Genomic DNA, 16573 nt, shown 5'->3' with positions numbered 1-16573 from the left:
TTATTTGTGAATTATACCCATATAATTATTGAGCTTCTTATACTTAACAGCGTCTCCAACCGCTAGATCTTTTATCGATAACATCACACACTCTTTTTCATTGCTATTTTCTTTATAAGTAACGTCATAAAGCCCATAACCTAAAGCAGCTAATATAGGGTTTATAAAGATACTTTGGCTACGGATGGACAATAGGCATAGAATGCTTAAAAATAGCATTAGAGAAAGTAAGTCTTGCCATTTACTAAGATCAAAAGCGACAAATGAAATCATATACGGGATGGTATAATTTACTACTTCACTCGAACGACTTTTCGCTTTAATTATTATAATATCAAAGGGTTTCTTAGTAATATTTTTTAGAACAAACCAAAGCATCGATAGACTCAACAAAGCGATAATTAATAAGCCGCAAACAATATTCACATTTTTAAATACTAAGCCTATAGGTAATTTTAATTGGTTAACGTTTAAAAACGTGGAAGGAAGCGTATATATACACCAACTAATAGTCTGAATATCTTTAATAATCATGATCAAAAATAACGGCGTGTAACCGCTTATAAAAATCGCAATAGATGATATTAGCGTTGTGGAGCTCCTTCTATCCATGATTTATTCCTTCAACTGAATTTGACCTGAAATTAATTTTGGCAACAATATATCGCGCTGTTGTTTTAGATTTTCATTTTTGGATGATAAAACTTGAATTTGTTTAAAGATAGGATTTGTAATCCGATGAAAATTAACTAACAGTGATTCTTCTGGAAACACAATTTCTAAAGCTTCAAACTTACCTTTACTAAGGTTTGTCATAGTCGCTCCAGTAGCACCATAATTTTGTATAGTCTGCTTTAAAGATTTAAATGAGAAATACATGAACTCTGTATGCTTTTTACTTTTCGGTATAAATGTATTTATTTGCTGATTAGTTTGGGATATTTGAGTGCTTATTGACACGACTCCTGCCGTACCAATACAACTAACACAAATTGCCCAATTTGGTATATATTTACTTTTTTGTGAGTCGGCTCCAACTTTGGATAACATTTCTTTAGTTTTTATTATAAACATACCTCCATGCATATCCGGTGTCTTAATAAAAGGAATATCTCTGGAACTATAATTTTCTTCTTTTTTCTTACTTGGAGTTTTACCTGTATTTATAAATCCAATATCCTTAATATATTTTATTTCCCAACCCTCAGGTATCTCACCTAAAGGCGAGTCGATGAGTTTTTGTTTACCATCTGCATCTAGAATGTCTTCGTGGTTTGGATAGCGGAAGTTAACAAACCATTCGCGATAAAGCGATTGTGCCATTTCTTCTAAAATAGTGATACGGCGGTTGTTGTTTTCGATAAGAGCGTCGTAACTAGTTCTAATTTTCGCTATAAACATTCTTGATGATCTACTCAGATATGGAATATCAAGATTGCCTATATCGACAGCACTGACATTAGGTTGACCTGCTCCAGCTCCAAGTGAATAAAGACGATCTTCAAACTCGTCTAGAGCTAATACGCTAAATAGATATCCAGCAATAGAGGCATCTTCAACTTTAGGGCGCACGATTCCAACGCGTTGATTGACAATATATTGCTCTTTTTGATTAATCATTTTACCTATTCGACCTAGGCTACCTTGGCCAGTCATCGCAACCAAAATATCATCATTCTGTAATAGGTACTTTTTTAGCCTTTCTGTAACAAAATTTATAGGTAAAAATTGATCACATTGTTTATATACTATTTTATCATTTACATTTTTAATCTTAATTACAGGAATCCCTTGTTCGCCCAAATCCTCGCTTCTGAATGCATAACCCGAAAATACATCTGCAAGTTCATGCAATTTTTTAGTTATTACAGACATCACAAACCTCCTAAGATTTTTAGAACATTCTGTGAAATATAAGTATCTAACTCATGCGCCTCGGCATTCAATAACTCTAACTCTTCCTGTAATGCAGTTAGCTTAAGAGCAAAATCCTCATTGTTCTCTTGCTCACCTTCGGCAACACCAACATAACGACCAGGATTTAAGCTATAACCTTGTTCAATAATTTCTTCCTTGGTTGCTACTTTGCATAATCCAGCAATATCTTGATAAATTAATTTACCGTTGGCATTGATGAAGAAATTCTCTAGCTTAAATGCACCATCGTTATCTTTATCTGGATTGGCTTCAAGGTATGTATTATCAATATTTTGACCTCGATATAAACGCACAATGTTGGCAATAAAGCTTAGTTGCTCACTAGTGTAATCACGTACAGAGCGGTTGACTTGGCGGAAGATATTACGAGCATCAATAAATAAAACTTTGTCTTTATTATGTGCTGGTTTGTTTTTATCTAAAAACCATAGTGCACAAGGTAAAGTGACGGTGTAAAAAAAATTGCTCGAGACTGCCACCATTACATCAACAGCATTATCCTCAATCAATTTTTGACGGATTTCTTGTTCTGAACCTCGTGCATCACTAGCGGAGTTAGCCATGACAAAGCCTGCTCGGCCTTTTTGATTTAATGCTGAATAAAAGAGTTGAATCCAAATGTAATTGCCGTTGTCATTCTTGGGCATTCCATAAGGGAAGCGATTTTTATCGTCTTTTAAACGATCTTTTTGGATTTCATTAACGTTGAATGGTGGGTTTGCCATTACATAATCAAACTGTCCATATTGTTTACCGTCAATTACCTCTCCTTTTGCTAACTCAAACGGATCCTCGTAATAGGAATTACCTTCGCGTATATCTCCCTGTAAACCATGCACAGCAAGGTTTAATTTAGATAAACGAGCGGTGTCACCGGTTTTTTCTTGTCCGAATATAGAAAGTTCATCTGATGCATTTCTATTATGCTTTGCTACAAAATCAGCAGAACTGATAAACATCCCACCACTTCCACAAGCTGGGTCAAAAACTTTCCCATGATAGGGTTCGATAATTTCAGTAATTAACTTGACCAATGCTGAAGGGGTGAAAAACTCACCACCACCTTGACCTTCTGTTTTTGCAAACTCATTTAGAAAGTATTCGTAAATTCGTCCAAAAACATCTGAACCCAAACTGAAATCGATATCGTTAAAGTTTTTTAGTAGGCTTTTTAAAATATCATTGTCAAACCGCGTGTATGTTTTCGGCAGTGCGTCGTTAATCGCTTCGTTTTCAGCCTCTAACACCTTCATGGCTTCATTCACTTTAACTCCTATATTTGCACTTTCTGGTAGTGCTAAGAGGTTGGTGTAAAGTGCTTCATCTGGAACATACATTGCTCCTTCAGCTTGGATTTTAGATTTAATGTCACCGCTTCCACGACGACGAGAGTTGACAATTTCTTCTAATTTATTTTTCGCCATTATGAAACGATATTCCGCATACTTTAGGAATATCAAACCTAGAATAGGACGAGAGTATTCTTGTGCAGTTAAGGGCGTATTAGCACGTAATGAGTCTGCTGCTGACCACAAGCGTTTTTCCAATTCTTCGATCTTTTTAAAATCAGCCACTTCTATATTCCTATATATTTAACTTTTATGGGTGTTCTTTATATTGGCTGCTTAAATAAGGAAAAATGAAACTGCGCCATATTTTAATTACGTGCCAAATATTCACTAAAGAATCACGTTACAAATTAAGTTGACCACCACGTATTTTCAATTCATTCTAAAGCTACCGCACTACTTAGTACAAGAAGTTATTTGGGTTTGCTTAATGAATATAGAGAAAATTACTACAGAAAGAACTATTTTTAATCAGTTTCATTGATGACTACTATAATTACCCAATATCCTATCACGAAATTGGGTAAATGTAACTACATGTTTACTCGATGAGAACAAATTCTGTTGGAGATAGTTTTCTTACTGTGATTGGAATTTTGTTAAGCGATGCACACAGCCTTAAGCTAATCTTTAGTAGTCGTTTCAGGAAAAGGATCAGCTCATAGAGTTTTTAGAGAGGGTGTTTTTTACTTTTGAATGCAAGTTTTGCTACTCAAAAAATCGTAATTTACAAATCTAATGTACAGGTGACATTATCTGTCGTCATGATTGAGTATATTAGTAAACAGTTAAGAAGTAGTCATGATGCTAGAGCTATTAAGGGATTTTTTATACGTCTAGCACTACTTTGATGTGACACTGTCACAAATCTGCGTCTGCTAGTAATTCTGAAGGTCTACAGTTAAAAGCATTAGCTATTCTGATGACATTGAGGATGGTCACGTTACGTTCACCTCGCTCGATTTTTCCCATATGTGAACGGTCAATACCTGCAAGTGCAGCAAGTTCTTCTTGGCTGATTTTTAGTTCTTTTCGTCTGTTACGGACGGCATGACCCAGTAGGACTAATACACCGTCTGAATCGTGATTTGCTGATATTCTTTTCATAACAAAATCATGTGACAAACTACTAAATGATTCCACGGTATTTACGACCCATTTTAATTATAGTAAAGTATTAATAGATGTAAGTTGTATTTGTAACCCAATTGCTTAATCATCAATTGGATAAAAATAAATAATAATTATTATTAATATTAGGAGTTTACATGAACAAAATGATTCAGAGTCTACATGATGTTGTTAAGCAATTAGAGGAGAGCGCCAAAGAAATAAATAAAATGGAAGATTTAAATAAAGTCTTTGACGAGTTGGCTGATTCGTTAAATAGTGAAGAAGAGATACAACCAAATAAAGAAAAAAATAATAATCCCTCACTTAAAGATATCTTAAAAGAAATTAATTCAACTCTTAACTATATACCTAAAATTGGGATAGTAGGAGAGGCTGGTATCGGTAAATCTAGCTTATGTAATGCACTTTTTGGACAAATGATATTCGAAACTTCTGCAGGTGCAAAGGGATGTACTACCACTGCACAAAGTAAAATAATTACCACGGCAAGTGGTAAATTTCAGATAACTGATATGCCTGGCATAGGAGAAAATCCCGAAAAGCATGAGGAGTATATGGACTTGTATCATGCACAAATACCTAATCTAGACATCGTAATTTGGGCTATTCGTGCCGATAGCCGCGCTCATGACCAATCAATCAAAGCTTATAAACAAGTGTTTGCGCCTTTTACAGAAACTTGCCCAGTGGTTTTTGTTCTGACTAAAGCTGATGCAGTGGCTTCCCAAAGAGACTTTAATCTTGAAAAAATGCAGCCTAATGATTACATTTTAGAAATTTTAGACGAGAAGAAAGCTCAAGCCGCTCTGGATTTTAATGTAAGCATTGAAAATATCGTTCCTGTCGCAGTCGATATTGATAAATCGAATGATAATAAAATCAGTAGCTATAATTTAAAAGCCTTAGTGTCTCGAATCATTGCACTTTTACCTAAAAATAAGAAAAAGGCTTTTGTTCGTGAAGTCGATGAAACAAATGTAAGTGAAGAAGCTAAAAAAGAAGCAGAAAAGGGTATTTGGGATCATATTAGAGAATTCGCTCAGGAAAAATGGGAAGTCATTGAACCTTATATGCCAACGATTATTCAAGTAGGAACAAAGCTATTTAAAGCTATTTTCAAATAATAAATACTTTGTACATGAAATCTGATGGATGGAACAGCTTCAACTGTTCGGTTGATGCTGCTTCCCCTGTTTTACTCTAATGCTTTAATGCTATTTTAGCGTGTTTTATTGCTTGCTATTGAGATAGTGTTAATTACTCCCACTAAATTACTGGATTTTCCATTTGTTCATTCACAATAATAAAGAGACATTTATGAAATCAATAAAATTATTACCTATCGTGGCCATTTCATTTTTACTTCTAGGGTGTGGCAAAGAAGAAGTCAGCTGTACCAATGAAGAAGCACTTAATTTATTAAAAAGTGCTTATAAACAAGCGGATACTTCAGAGTACTATTTTAGGTATAACAATAAATATGAACTAAAGGATTTTAATGATGCCCTTGATTTGTTGAAATTAGGAGGCGTATCGGTACCTAATAATAAATTGTTTCATGAGGATAATGAGAATTTTTTACAACTACTAAATAGCGTAAATATTAGCTTCGACAATATCATTACAAATGAAGTTGACAAAGATGTGAATTCATATACTTGTACTGCTGATGTTTTTTTTGAATTTGAAAATAAAGAAGGTGAACCTGTCAATTTAAGTACTACAGGTGTGCCTTATTTGGTTTTTCCTATGAATGATGGTGAAAAAATCGGGATCGAGTATTACGAAGATAGTATAGAAAATACACGTGTTGATCTAGTTAAGTATCTTATTTACGCTGCGGGCTTAGAAAAACCTTTTGATATAACTTTCACCAATGAAGAGATTGAAATTATTGCTGAACAAGCAGAATTAAGACGCCTTCGTATTGAAAAAGCAGAACAAGACAAATTGATTATAGATGAAATCTATTTGAGATTAACAGAAGAATTTCCTTCACCGTATCTAGATACCAAGATAAGAGAACATGTAGTTCAATTAATTGCTGATAATTTTTTTAAAGGTAAGATAGTAAAAAACTCAGATGCCTTAATAGAGCTATATGCCAAAAAAAATAATATTGATATGTTTGAGTTAATGAGCGCACAACAAATCGTTGAATCTTCTGAATCTGAAAAAAATGCTGCTGATGAACAAGAATTTCAGGGAGATGTTTCAAACATGGCATCGTATCAAGAAAATAATATTGATGAAAAGCTAACTAGCGCAATTGAATTAGTAAATAGCACCAACATGGGTATTTATAATTATGTTAGGGAGTCACTACTCACTAAAATTAATAATGATGATTTTGGTGACTATTACTGTAAAAATAATGCTTTTGACGTTATTGGTCAAGCAGATGTTGAAGAAGGCATTGCCATAAAGGTATGTAACCAACTTTACAAAAAATATGGCCCAAGTACATCGAGTACTGAAATTCCTTTTTTGTATGGCATACTAATTGAAAATGATCTTCACTTATACGACATAGCCTCAAAAAAATAAATTGTATCGATAGAATAAAATAAGAGACCCTGTAAATAATTCTGGGTATTTTAGACTACATTTGACCTACTAGCTATAGATAAATATAGTTAGTAGGTTACTTAGCTATTTTTTTATTTCCCGCACAAAATAGATTTTGCAGTATTACCAATGATTCTGGTATTGGTATAATCAATCCCTCCACTGATAAAACCACCAACTAAAGGAATGAATTTTGTTATATGTTTAAATGAGTGGGTTAAGCATTTATTTACTAATGAATCAGTAATATGTTTAGTGAGCTGTAAGGCAAATTTTGCAGATGAATTGACACATAATTTCGTATGTAGCAATTTTGAAATTGATGTTTTGTATAACTCACCACATAGACAACCTAAGACTAAAATTTTTAGTCTAGGATCATCTGTTGAAATACCTTTTATCAACGCAATGGTAGTAATTAATCTCATTTGAATAAACAGTACGCCAATCAGGTTACTAGGTAAAGTGATTGGTAGAGAGGCATAACCGCCAAGGCCTGTGATAAAACCTGTCCCTGCTGCTTTCATTGACTCTGTGGAAATTAACTCTGCTAAGGCATTTTCAATAGATTCGTGTGAATTCTGGTATTGAAATGCCAGCTCTTCTGCTGAATCAAGAGGCCCAATACCTGCCTTTACCTGTTCAAATAAAATATTAAACATCCTTTCTAAAGATACTTCTTTTGTCATAAACATGTCTCCTAATTAATTTAAAAATGGGTGAAAAAAACGATACATAATTTGCATCTAAATCATGTTATAGGTCTAAGATTATTTTTAAATTTAATTGTGTTTTTAAATCAATTATTTGTTCATGTTCGGTTTAATAAGTTCTTTAAAAAAAATTAGGTTTTTAATCCAGTTTCTATTTAAAAAAGTAAGCTTGTTTTTAGCATTAACATCATGTTTAAAAGTTGATTGTAAGATAACAGGCGTATTTTGCTCATAATAAATAGTACCATATTCGATACTTAGTAGGCTTATCGCATGGATAATCGCTATATGCATTTGATCTTCAACATAGAAACAAAAGTTATGAAAGTAAGTTATTCCGCTTATAGTGGTTGAAATGTTTTCAATTTTTCCTTTTCTTTGACTCAATTTAACCCAAAAAAAATCTACATTTTTCAAAAATGCTGTAGTATTTTTTATTGCTGTTTCATTGAGATAAAAAATTGTTTTAATGACCATTTTATTCTCTGCATCCTCCTTTGGAGCACATTGATAAGCTACAATTTCTTTTGACTCAATGAGTTGATTAAAAAACATAGCTAACTGATACAAGATGGTCTTTTTCTTTTTATCCTGTTTTGCTGAAAAAATGTGGTCATTGTGAAAAAAAAGCGTTATTGGATATATTTTTGAGTGCTGTTCTCTTATAGCATCAGCATTGTTAGTGAGTTGAGTAAAAATTTCCAGATTATGAATATTTCTTTCAGCTTCATTAATATTTTTTTTTAGAGGAGAAAAAAATAATATCGGTGCACTTGATATGAATTTTAAAAGATTTTTTGGTAAATGTTTATTGAGATTTTCTGCTGTTTTAGCGCGTTTTTTTCCTCTAGGACTTGGTTCGTTTATCTCGCTTAGAAATATAGCATGCTGACCGTTATTGAATTTAATTTTTTGTTCTGATTTAGCTAGATAACTCAGTGCGAAGAGTAAATTCTTATATCCTTGAGCACTGTCGTATAGTAATTCACTCAGTTTTCGTTTGTAGTTTTTATTTCTACATTCATTGACTCTTCCTTGTTGACCTGTAATATCAAACCAACAATCTTTAGCTGCTTGTGTTGCAGTAAAGGTATTTAAGAAAACTTGACGATTAATATAAAATGCAGCATGAAAATGCAGCCCTGAATCTTCAGCATATTCTGGAACCCATTGATAAGCTACAATTAGGTTTTTAGTCATAAGTGTGTTTGCAAGCTTGTGCATGTCTGAAAGGTCTAAGTTTTTATTTCGTTCTTTTTGTAGATCTGAATCTTTGATATAGTAAAAATCCATTCTAACAGGTTGTAATCTTGTATATTTAGCTTGTAGTAATGATACATGCTGGAATAACAAGTTATACAGATTGTAATCAATTTCAAATTTATCATTTATCATGTATTTATCTCTCACTTAGTTAAGTCTAGTCATTAATCATGTGTTAAAAAGTTCATTAAATGATTAAGGTAAGTAAAAAAATAATGTAAATAAATAATTTAAAATTAGTAATTTAGGGGTATTAAAAGATAATAAATCTAATTAACCTAAATTAGGAAGTTAACACAGATAAGACAAGTTGATTAAAACATACACTTGCCTTATCTCATGTTATGGTTTTAGAGGGTTAAAATATTTTTAAGTGTCTTGAATAGCTCGTTTTTTAATTGAGCAGGATCATTAATTACGATACTATGAGGAAAAAGCGTCCTTACGTACTCTTCCTGAATTCCAATACCAATTATTTCAAACCTATTTTCGCCACACATCTTTATGATTTCTAAAGCCTGTTCTGTACAAGAGGGTTTACCGTCTGTAACAACGATAATGATTTTTCGTTTATTTTTTTGCTTAAGTAAGTCATGAACTGCAAACCAAATCCCCTCAGCCATGGGCGTGTTACCATTAGCATATTGATAAAATTTACTTGCATTTGTACTAACAAGTTCATTAGGGCGAAGCACAGAGGTTAAAGCTGGAGTATTTCCTGCTTTTCCAAAATAGGTCACCGCTAAACTGATTCCAACGATACCCTCAAGTGCAAGCGCTAATGATAATGCGGCTTGATTTGCTATGTCACTGTAGCTCCTTGTTGTGTTGTGTATATTTGTGATTCGATTCATTGAAGAAGACCTATCAACAAGTAAATGAATATCAGCATTTGGGGCAGTTTTAAAGGTATGCTGCTGAAAAATTCGAGTTTCACCAGCTTGAGAAAGGCCAAGTCTTTTAGTCATTAAGCGTTGTCCCTTTTGTTTTGGAACTGGTTTAGTCTGTTGTAATGATACTAACCAATTTCTTAATCTAAGCCTTAAAAGTGAGGACTCTTTCATTGCAAGTTTAATTGAATTTAATTCAGCTTTGCCATTATATGCTCTTGCAATTTCTACTTTACTGATGTCCACAACCGATTTTTTAACCGATTTCTTGGCAACTCGATTGATTTTATTAGCCACTTTAGTAAAGATGTCTTCTTGAATATCATCAGGATGGGCATTGATTATTGCAGAAGCTATTTTTTCAAAACATTTATGTACTTCTTTTGGATGCTGATTGCCTGATTTTAGAGAGGGATAGTTATCTTCACGAGAATTGTGATTAGGGCTATCTGGGTTCTGATCAGCAATTTGATTATCCATCTCATATTTTTTATCTTCGTCTGGTAAAATTGATGGTCTTTTTTGATTTGATTGTTGTTTAGTCTCATTGTCATTATTGGATTTTGAATTAGGTAAATCGAAATCATTTGATTTGCTATTCGATTGTGATATAGATGGCTCTATTTTCTTATTGTGTTGGTGCTTTGAACCATATCCCTCATTTTTTTGTTCTGGCAAAGAGAGGACATTTGACAGTAATACATTTACCCAATCTAGTGCTTCTTGAGTAGACGATAGGTTAGGGACCTTCATGAAATGAGCCATTAAAAACTGATTGAAATGTTCAGGAAATACTTTAATCATTTCATCCTCAACTTGTTTTTGGATAGGTGCTAGTGCAGTTTGCTTTAAACAATTCAAACGAAGTGTTAACAAACACATCATTTGTAAAAGATTAACTGGACTATCTTGTTTAGGGTAACAAATTTCTTTACTTTCGACTAAGTGGGTAATGACTGCGTTAATTGTTTTTAGAGTACCAGGATAAGTTTTTGCAAGACAAAGTTCTATGCGGATATCTTCTGCAATATTAAGTAAAGCATGCTTTATGGGTTGATTTATCTTAGCGACTAAAGAAAAATCGGTATAACGAATATGTGCAGCTTCATGAGCAAGATAGCCCCACATCACCGCTTTATCATTAGGTGAATTGATTTCTACAGCCGGTAGAATGATAGTCTTACCATCTGTTTTAGCCTGTTTTCCATGGAAAAGAACTTGTATGCCAAATTTTTCTCCATACGCAGCCGCAACGATAGGTAAAGCATTTTGAATTGGCGTTTTCATAAAAACTCCTTTTTGAAAATGGATAAAAAAAGGCCAACATAAAGTTGACCTTTTGAATTAAGTAAATGGTACTGCCAAGATTCATTCAATTAATCACTATTCCTCATTTATCATGTTTAGAAATAGTGTGATTGTTTCTTGTTCATTTTGTTTATTTTGACACTATCATCTTTTGCTTTGTTGTTATCGATTGTACGGCTAGAAGCATCAGGATTAGATTGATTACCTTTAGCATCGGATGATTTTGAAATATGCGTTGTTCGCTTTAATTCTTTAATAGAATTTACCTCGTTTGTCTTTGTCCTTAATGGATGATTAGAGTTAGAAATTAAAGAATTTTCTTTATCTTCATGATTTGCGATTACCATACTTGTCGAGTTAAGAAAAGTTTCTGCATGCATTTTTAATTTTTCAGGATCGGTTAACATTAAAATTGTAGAGACAGTTTCATGAAATAAGCTACCAGTCACCGCTCCATTTGCGGGGAAGCGATTTAATAACCCTGATAAGGTATCAACGACGGGTTGGACGCGATTGTCTAAAAATGATAGTCCATTAAGTTTATTGTGAATTCGCTTTAAAGGATTAATTGCCCGTTGGCTCAGCTGCTCTTTACCTGCAACTGATAACCTAAATAATTCATTAGCATCTCGTGCAATTTCATTAAATAAAGTCATACCCATTCCTGAGACTTTATTTTCTAACTCGGTTTTTTGCTTGGCGGGCTTCATCCTGTACAAGGTATAGTTAAACTGAAAACGTTCTTGCACATCCTGTATTGGCGAAATTGCTCTAGCGATAGCTTCAGCAAAATTAGGGTGTTTTTCAACCCAGCCTTTTGTTACACTATCGTAATTTGCCAGAAATAGATGCTTATGATGCATGAATTCTTGTCCTATACGGTCAAGTTCAGGAATAATGCTATTGATAAGGTTTTCAGGAATAGCATATCCCCCTAGGAATTTAACGCCAACTAATTCGCATTGGCGTTGAGCTTCTTTTTTGAGTCTCTCAAAGTGATTAAGCGCTTCAGGATCGCATATTTTTTTACTGCCAAGACTAGCGACTTCAGTCGGTGGTAATAAAGTCCCATCAGGGAGACGAAAGTCTTCAGGTCTGAGTTTTTTACGACCACTCCAAATGGAACAATCAATGTGACAAATAACCAGTTTATCAAGATGTTTTATACTCATAGCAAATTTCCTTTTTATTTGTTGATAGCTGTGCAAGATAATCCCTTAACTAAATGCAATTGATATCTTTATTTTCATCAAATTAATCACTTAATGATGACCGAAAATTGCAGTGTATATATGACAATAAACGCTAGACTGGTCTATTAAATATTAGGTGATATAGGGTTAATTATCATGATGGATTATGGATCAAAGCTATAGGAGGGATTACTTGGGTTGAACAGTAAAATTTTACTGATGTTTAGAATAGTATGCTGTTTGTTTAGGGTTGTTTAGATGTATTTTTCCAAATTTCTCCGAATGTATCAGCGGCAATACGATGAATCGCTTCACGTTGTTCAGGTAAGGCTCTAGCTGTTAATGATCTTGTAAGTGCATATTCTAAAGCATTTGGTGCCCCCTTAAATGCTAAGGTTAATTTAGCCCAACGAATTAAGGTTCGAGTTGATAAAGTAATGCTTAATTCAGCACTACTATTGTGACTACCAATAAATAGCCTTCTAATATCGTTGGCTATTTTTACCATGTTAACTCTGAATGCTTCAGGCAAGTCTGGCGCAACCTTTGAAAGGATATCAATTTCTATACTCGCATCAGGATAATTTACCTCCAACATTCTAAACCTGTCCATAAAAGCAAGGTTTTGTTGCATTACCCCTTGATATAAACCTGATGTATCGCCACTGCCTGAGCTATTACCAGTTGCAATAAATCTAAATTTCGGGTGAGGGTAGATGATTTCGCCACCATTTTGAGTGAGAATTAAAGGCGCACCTTCAAGTAAATCATTAAGGCCTGCTAGTTCAGAAGGTTCAGCTAAATCCATTTCATTTATGATAAGTATATGTCCGTGGCGAACTGCTTTTGTTAAAGCGCCTTCGACAAATACCATGTTGCCATTTACTAGAGATAAGAAACCGATTAAGTCACTTAATTCCAAACGTCCGTGTGCATTGACTTGCTGTACTGGCCAATTAAGTCTTGCAGCTACTTGGCAGATAAGACTTGTTTTGCCTGATCCTGTTGGTCCTGTAATATACATTCCATCACCTTCTGGATGAGACAAATAGGCTAAAACATCACGTAATTCCTCTTTTCTAAAAACATAATCGTTATCAAGTTTAGGAATTGCTGTTGATGTCTTATCGTTGCTAAATGCTTCTACGTATAACTGCTCTGGTGCTTCAACATTAAATGTCTCAGCAATTTTATATTTAAGCGTGTTAGACTGGTCTGTTTCAGACATAGAGGACTCCTTTGAAATATTGTTGTATCGATTGGGTTAGGCTAGATACTTGTTATGAAATAGAAGATTTTGGGTTTAAAACCATTCATTATCTTAATAAGAGATCTGAATTACCTATATGAAGAAAATAAAATTTGCAGTTCAAAAATAATAAGAAGCAGTAAGGGCACTATCTAGTACGTTATTTCTTTTCTTTCCAAATTCATCCTCAGCGCTTGATAATGCCTCATCTCTAGATAGATGGACATTATCAAGGGGAGTATGGGAATGATTGTCTTCTTTAGGTTCTTGTTTAATTTTTAGTTTGCGATTATCAACTGATGATTTTGCTTTTGTCCTTTTACGTTTTGGTTGTAAAAGGAGGCTATCTATACCAGCTTCTTCAAAACTACTGCTTTGCAGGCCTGAAGCGGTATCAATTGAATTGTTTTGAGTTAAAACTAAGTTTGGACTTTCATTAATAGTGTCCGCTATTTCTCCTATTTTATTTCGAGTTGAAGGGGGGTGTGGTGTGACGCTAAATCTAATTTTCTCAGTTGGGATTTTTCGGTAACGATTAATTGTGGATTGTTCGACTTTAAGCCCAAGATCTACCAGTAATTTAGGGTAATCAATTTGCCCTTGAGACCAATAACGGGAAACTCTTATTCCATCATATTCTGCATGGGCAAAATTTTGCATTAGTGACAAAAAGGATTTTTGTAGTGAGGACATTTCATCCTTTACTTGTTCTAATTGAAGGCTTATAACACCAGCTTTTGACTCTAACTGATGATATTCCATAGCAAGAGCACTCCACGCCAATTTATCAGAATCTTCAGGTATAAATGTATCTCTAAGCGGGCATTTATCGGGTGGCTTTTGAGATTGAACCTGTTTCCAAAATAATTTGGCTTGAGTGATAATTTGTGAAATTAAAGCCTCATCACGCATTACTTTAAATGTGAGTGCCTCTTGAGTGTTGGTTAAATCTTGGTAATAGAACACTAACCAGCCAATATCCTTATCAGATACAAGTAATTGGTGCTGCACTTGTATCTGATAGTGTTGATAAGATTGACTATTGATGCCTTGAGCTTTTATCTCCTCAAATATCTTTTGAGAGGGACATTTTATTTCAACGGGTTCTCCTTTAGCATTTAAGCCATCAAAACTGGCTTTAATAAAAGGATACTTATCTGATTGAGCACATAAAGGGAACAGTAATTCTTGGTTCTTTTCTTCTAAATATGCTCTAGCCACAGGCTCAAGTTGTATTCCTCTCTGGATGTGAGGATTACCTTCTAGTGATTCAGGTAAAATAAAACCACATTTTTCAGCCCATAACTGCCAAGGTGTCTTATAGGGAGATTGTGAGAGAATGATACTTGATTCTGATGCACCAATCCCTTCAGAACGCCATTGATGCCATTTTGCCGATCTTGGTTTGATATCTATGATTTTCATATTACCTCACTAGTTTTCTCTTGTGATGTCGCTAAGATAGGTGAATGAATTACAGAAATGTCCTTTTCTACCGTGTTAGTAGTATTTTGAGATTCTTGAGCTTTAATAAGCGCTAACTCCACATAACGCCTTTCATCCCCAGAAAATTGTTCATGACAGTAGCTCATAGCACTTTCCCATGCTTGAGTAGAGACTGCTCTATCAACTGATTTTTTAGTTAATTGCTTAGTCCTATCACTAATTTGACTGATATCAATAGCATCCATATCTATGATCGTAGATGTATGCCCCCCTGAAATGATATTTTCAGCCTCGTCATTATCGTAAATACCAACAAATCCAAATGCTAGACGTGAGCACTGGATCATTGCTTTATGCCTTAACATTCTCTTAGTGTGTGATTGCCATGCTGATAATATCTTATACCCACCATTATTTTTTGATTCAAATGGTAAACGATAGACCTCATCTAGATATTCAATCACTTTGATTGGATGAGTTCTATCTTTTCGATAAATAATACACTGTATCCATTCTGGACAAGGTTTAGCATCAGGTAATTTAGAATAATTCTCAGATTGAATGAATTCCATCCCATCAAATTGGTCGTGTTGATTTATAATACGTGACCATCCATCAACACCCACTACAGGAATTATTCCTGCTTGTTTATCAGGAAAAGCAAATATTTCTTTAGTAAATGGATTTAATCCATATTGGTGTGCAACTAATAATAAAGCCATCATTTGCTCATTACTAGGTTCATTTCCATCTCGTTGTTTAAAAGCTGTGGCTTTTAATATATTAAAAACATTATTAGCATCAATATTCATTTTTTGAGCAAAGCGATTGACGATATTTTTATTATCCATAATTTCTCCTTTATTAATTCATTTTGGTAATTTTGATTGATTGATTTTATTTTGCAGCCAACTATTAAAATCACTTTCAAGCCACCTTGAGGAGCGGCCTAATTTAATTGGTTTTGGAAATTGATTGAGTTGGATTAATTTATAAAACCATTTATCTGTAAGACCAGTTTGGTTAGTAATATATTTCATATCTATTAATTTATAACTATTGCTTTGAATGTTGCTATCCATATTTGTGTGCCCCTTAGAATTAACATCATGGGCGTATTATGGGTGTGTAAGTAATTGGAGAAAGGTGAAGATAAATTAATTCTCAGATCTAGATTTGGCTATTTTATCATCTAACCAATTGGCTACTTCACTTTTTAGCCAACGAGATGACCTACCAAGTTTTATCGGTTTAGGAAATTGATTATCTTGAATTAACTTATAAAACCATTTGTCCGTCAGGCCAGTGAAACTAGTAATGAATTTCATATCGACAAGTTGGTCATTTTCAAAATTGATGTTAGAGTTTTGCATGTAAATTATCCTGTGAAAAGGTGTGAATGTTTTTTCACAGGATTAGTTAGTTAGGTTTTTTTTAACTGAACATGGTAAAATCACTGTCTTATCCTGGTATTTAGGCGTAATTAAAGGCTTATTAGTGACAGAGTTACTTAAATTAGTTA

Annotated in this window: 14 protein-coding genes and 1 pseudogene; 2 read left to right on the top strand and 13 right to left on the bottom strand. The window is 33.8% G+C overall.

Annotated elements, in window-relative coordinates; all coding sequences use genetic code 11:
* From ACFFIT_RS05395 to ACFFIT_RS05380, 4 genes are all read right to left on the bottom strand, one after another.
* Positions 1-612, bottom strand: coding sequence for a KwaA family protein (locus ACFFIT_RS05395; RefSeq protein WP_385876629.1), 612 nt, complete (start codon positions 610-612; stop codon positions 1-3).
* Between the two features lie 3 nt (positions 613-615).
* Positions 616-1875: a restriction endonuclease subunit S gene (locus tag ACFFIT_RS05390; RefSeq protein ID WP_385876628.1), complete on the bottom strand. Its 1260-nt coding sequence runs from the start codon at positions 1873-1875 to the stop codon at positions 616-618.
* Positions 1875-3512, bottom strand: coding sequence for a class I SAM-dependent DNA methyltransferase (locus tag ACFFIT_RS05385; RefSeq protein ID WP_385876627.1), 1638 nt, complete (start codon positions 3510-3512; stop codon positions 1875-1877). The genes ACFFIT_RS05390 and ACFFIT_RS05385 overlap by 1 nt, the downstream gene beginning before the upstream one ends.
* Before the next feature lie 636 nt (positions 3513-4148).
* A complete protein-coding gene (locus ACFFIT_RS05380; protein ID WP_385876626.1) occupies positions 4149-4394 on the bottom strand; it encodes a helix-turn-helix domain-containing protein in 246 nt (81 codons plus the stop codon).
* 161 nt (positions 4395-4555) lie between these two features.
* Between ACFFIT_RS05380 and ACFFIT_RS05375 the strand changes: the two genes are divergently transcribed.
* Positions 4556-5545 carry a GTPase family protein gene (locus ACFFIT_RS05375; RefSeq protein ID WP_385876625.1) on the top strand — a complete coding sequence of 330 codons (990 nt, stop codon included), beginning with the start codon at positions 4556-4558 and terminating at the stop codon, positions 5543-5545.
* A gap of 193 nt (positions 5546-5738) precedes the next feature.
* Positions 5739-6968: a hypothetical protein gene (locus ACFFIT_RS05370; protein ID WP_385876624.1), complete on the top strand. Its 1230-nt coding sequence runs from the start codon at positions 5739-5741 to the stop codon at positions 6966-6968.
* Between the two features lie 113 nt (positions 6969-7081).
* Here ACFFIT_RS05370 and ACFFIT_RS05365 read toward each other — a convergent pair whose 3' ends face one another.
* The 9 genes and pseudogenes from ACFFIT_RS05365 to ACFFIT_RS05325 all read right to left on the bottom strand — a co-directional run bounded on the left by ACFFIT_RS05365 (position 7082) and on the right by ACFFIT_RS05325 (position 16424).
* Positions 7082-7678, bottom strand: coding sequence for an EcsC family protein (locus tag ACFFIT_RS05365; protein WP_385876623.1), 597 nt, complete (start codon positions 7676-7678; stop codon positions 7082-7084).
* Positions 7679-7792: 114 nt separating this feature from the next.
* The gene (locus tag ACFFIT_RS05360; RefSeq protein WP_385876622.1) at positions 7793-9097 is read right to left on the bottom strand and encodes a hypothetical protein; all 1305 of its coding nucleotides are present in this window, start codon (positions 9095-9097) and stop codon (positions 7793-7795) included.
* A gap of 218 nt (positions 9098-9315) precedes the next feature.
* Positions 9316-11142, bottom strand: coding sequence for a VWA domain-containing protein (locus ACFFIT_RS05355; RefSeq protein WP_385876621.1), 1827 nt, complete (start codon positions 11140-11142; stop codon positions 9316-9318).
* 389 nt (positions 11143-11531) lie between these two features.
* Positions 11532-12335, bottom strand: a pseudogene (locus ACFFIT_RS05350) (DUF3150 domain-containing protein); the annotation flags it as partial.
* Positions 12336-12600: 265 nt separating this feature from the next.
* Complete coding sequence (locus ACFFIT_RS05345) at positions 12601-13584, bottom strand: AAA family ATPase (protein WP_385876620.1); 984 nt, start codon at positions 13582-13584, stop codon at positions 12601-12603.
* A gap of 141 nt (positions 13585-13725) precedes the next feature.
* Positions 13726-15030 (bottom strand): YqaJ viral recombinase family nuclease, encoded by a 1305-nt coding sequence (locus ACFFIT_RS05340; protein ID WP_385876619.1) that lies wholly within the window; start codon positions 15028-15030, stop codon positions 13726-13728.
* The gene (gene bet, locus ACFFIT_RS05335) at positions 15027-15902 is read right to left on the bottom strand and encodes a phage recombination protein Bet (protein ID WP_385876617.1); all 876 of its coding nucleotides are present in this window, start codon (positions 15900-15902) and stop codon (positions 15027-15029) included. The genes ACFFIT_RS05340 and bet overlap by 4 nt, the downstream gene beginning before the upstream one ends.
* Positions 15903-15920: 18 nt before the next feature.
* Positions 15921-16133 (bottom strand): helix-turn-helix transcriptional regulator, encoded by a 213-nt coding sequence (locus tag ACFFIT_RS05330; RefSeq protein ID WP_385876615.1) that lies wholly within the window; start codon positions 16131-16133, stop codon positions 15921-15923.
* Positions 16134-16208: 75 nt separating this feature from the next.
* On the bottom strand, positions 16209-16424 hold the full coding sequence (locus ACFFIT_RS05325) for a helix-turn-helix transcriptional regulator (RefSeq protein WP_385876614.1): 216 nt from the start codon (positions 16422-16424) through the stop codon (positions 16209-16211).
* Positions 16425-16573 lie beyond the last annotated feature (149 nt).

This window comes from Thorsellia kenyensis, assembly GCF_042432445.1.
GTDB classification, from domain to species: domain Bacteria; phylum Pseudomonadota; class Gammaproteobacteria; order Enterobacterales; family Thorselliaceae; genus Thorsellia; species Thorsellia kenyensis.
The sequence above is the reverse complement of the archived record's forward strand: the minus strand, read 5'-3'. Positions and strand labels throughout refer to the sequence as shown.

Bases quoted from the DNA above. Each gene is read 5' to 3' on its own strand.
- ACFFIT_RS05375 (WP_385876625.1), top strand. From the start codon at position 4,556: ATGAACAAAATGATTCAGAGTCTACATGATGTTGTTAAGCAATTAGAG.
- ACFFIT_RS05330 (WP_385876615.1), bottom strand. From the start codon at position 16,133: ATGGATAGCAACATTCAAAGCAATAGTTATAAATTAATAGATATGAAA.
- ACFFIT_RS05325 (WP_385876614.1), bottom strand. From the start codon at position 16,424: ATGCAAAACTCTAACATCAATTTTGAAAATGACCAACTTGTCGATATG.
- bet (WP_385876617.1), bottom strand. From the start codon at position 15,902: ATGGATAATAAAAATATCGTCAATCGCTTTGCTCAAAAAATGAATATT.
- ACFFIT_RS05340 (WP_385876619.1), bottom strand. From the start codon at position 15,030: ATGAAAATCATAGATATCAAACCAAGATCGGCAAAATGGCATCAATGG.
- ACFFIT_RS05345 (WP_385876620.1), bottom strand. From the start codon at position 13,584: ATGTCTGAAACAGACCAGTCTAACACGCTTAAATATAAAATTGCTGAG.
- ACFFIT_RS05365 (WP_385876623.1), bottom strand. From the start codon at position 7,678: ATGACAAAAGAAGTATCTTTAGAAAGGATGTTTAATATTTTATTTGAA.
- ACFFIT_RS05380 (WP_385876626.1), bottom strand. From the start codon at position 4,394: ATGAAAAGAATATCAGCAAATCACGATTCAGACGGTGTATTAGTCCTA.
- ACFFIT_RS05360 (WP_385876622.1), bottom strand. From the start codon at position 9,097: ATGATAAATGATAAATTTGAAATTGATTACAATCTGTATAACTTGTTA.
- ACFFIT_RS05370 (WP_385876624.1), top strand. From the start codon at position 5,739: ATGAAATCAATAAAATTATTACCTATCGTGGCCATTTCATTTTTACTT.
- ACFFIT_RS05355 (WP_385876621.1), bottom strand. From the start codon at position 11,142: ATGAAAACGCCAATTCAAAATGCTTTACCTATCGTTGCGGCTGCGTAT.
- ACFFIT_RS05395 (WP_385876629.1), bottom strand. From the start codon at position 612: ATGGATAGAAGGAGCTCCACAACGCTAATATCATCTATTGCGATTTTT.
- ACFFIT_RS05390 (WP_385876628.1), bottom strand. From the start codon at position 1,875: ATGTCTGTAATAACTAAAAAATTGCATGAACTTGCAGATGTATTTTCG.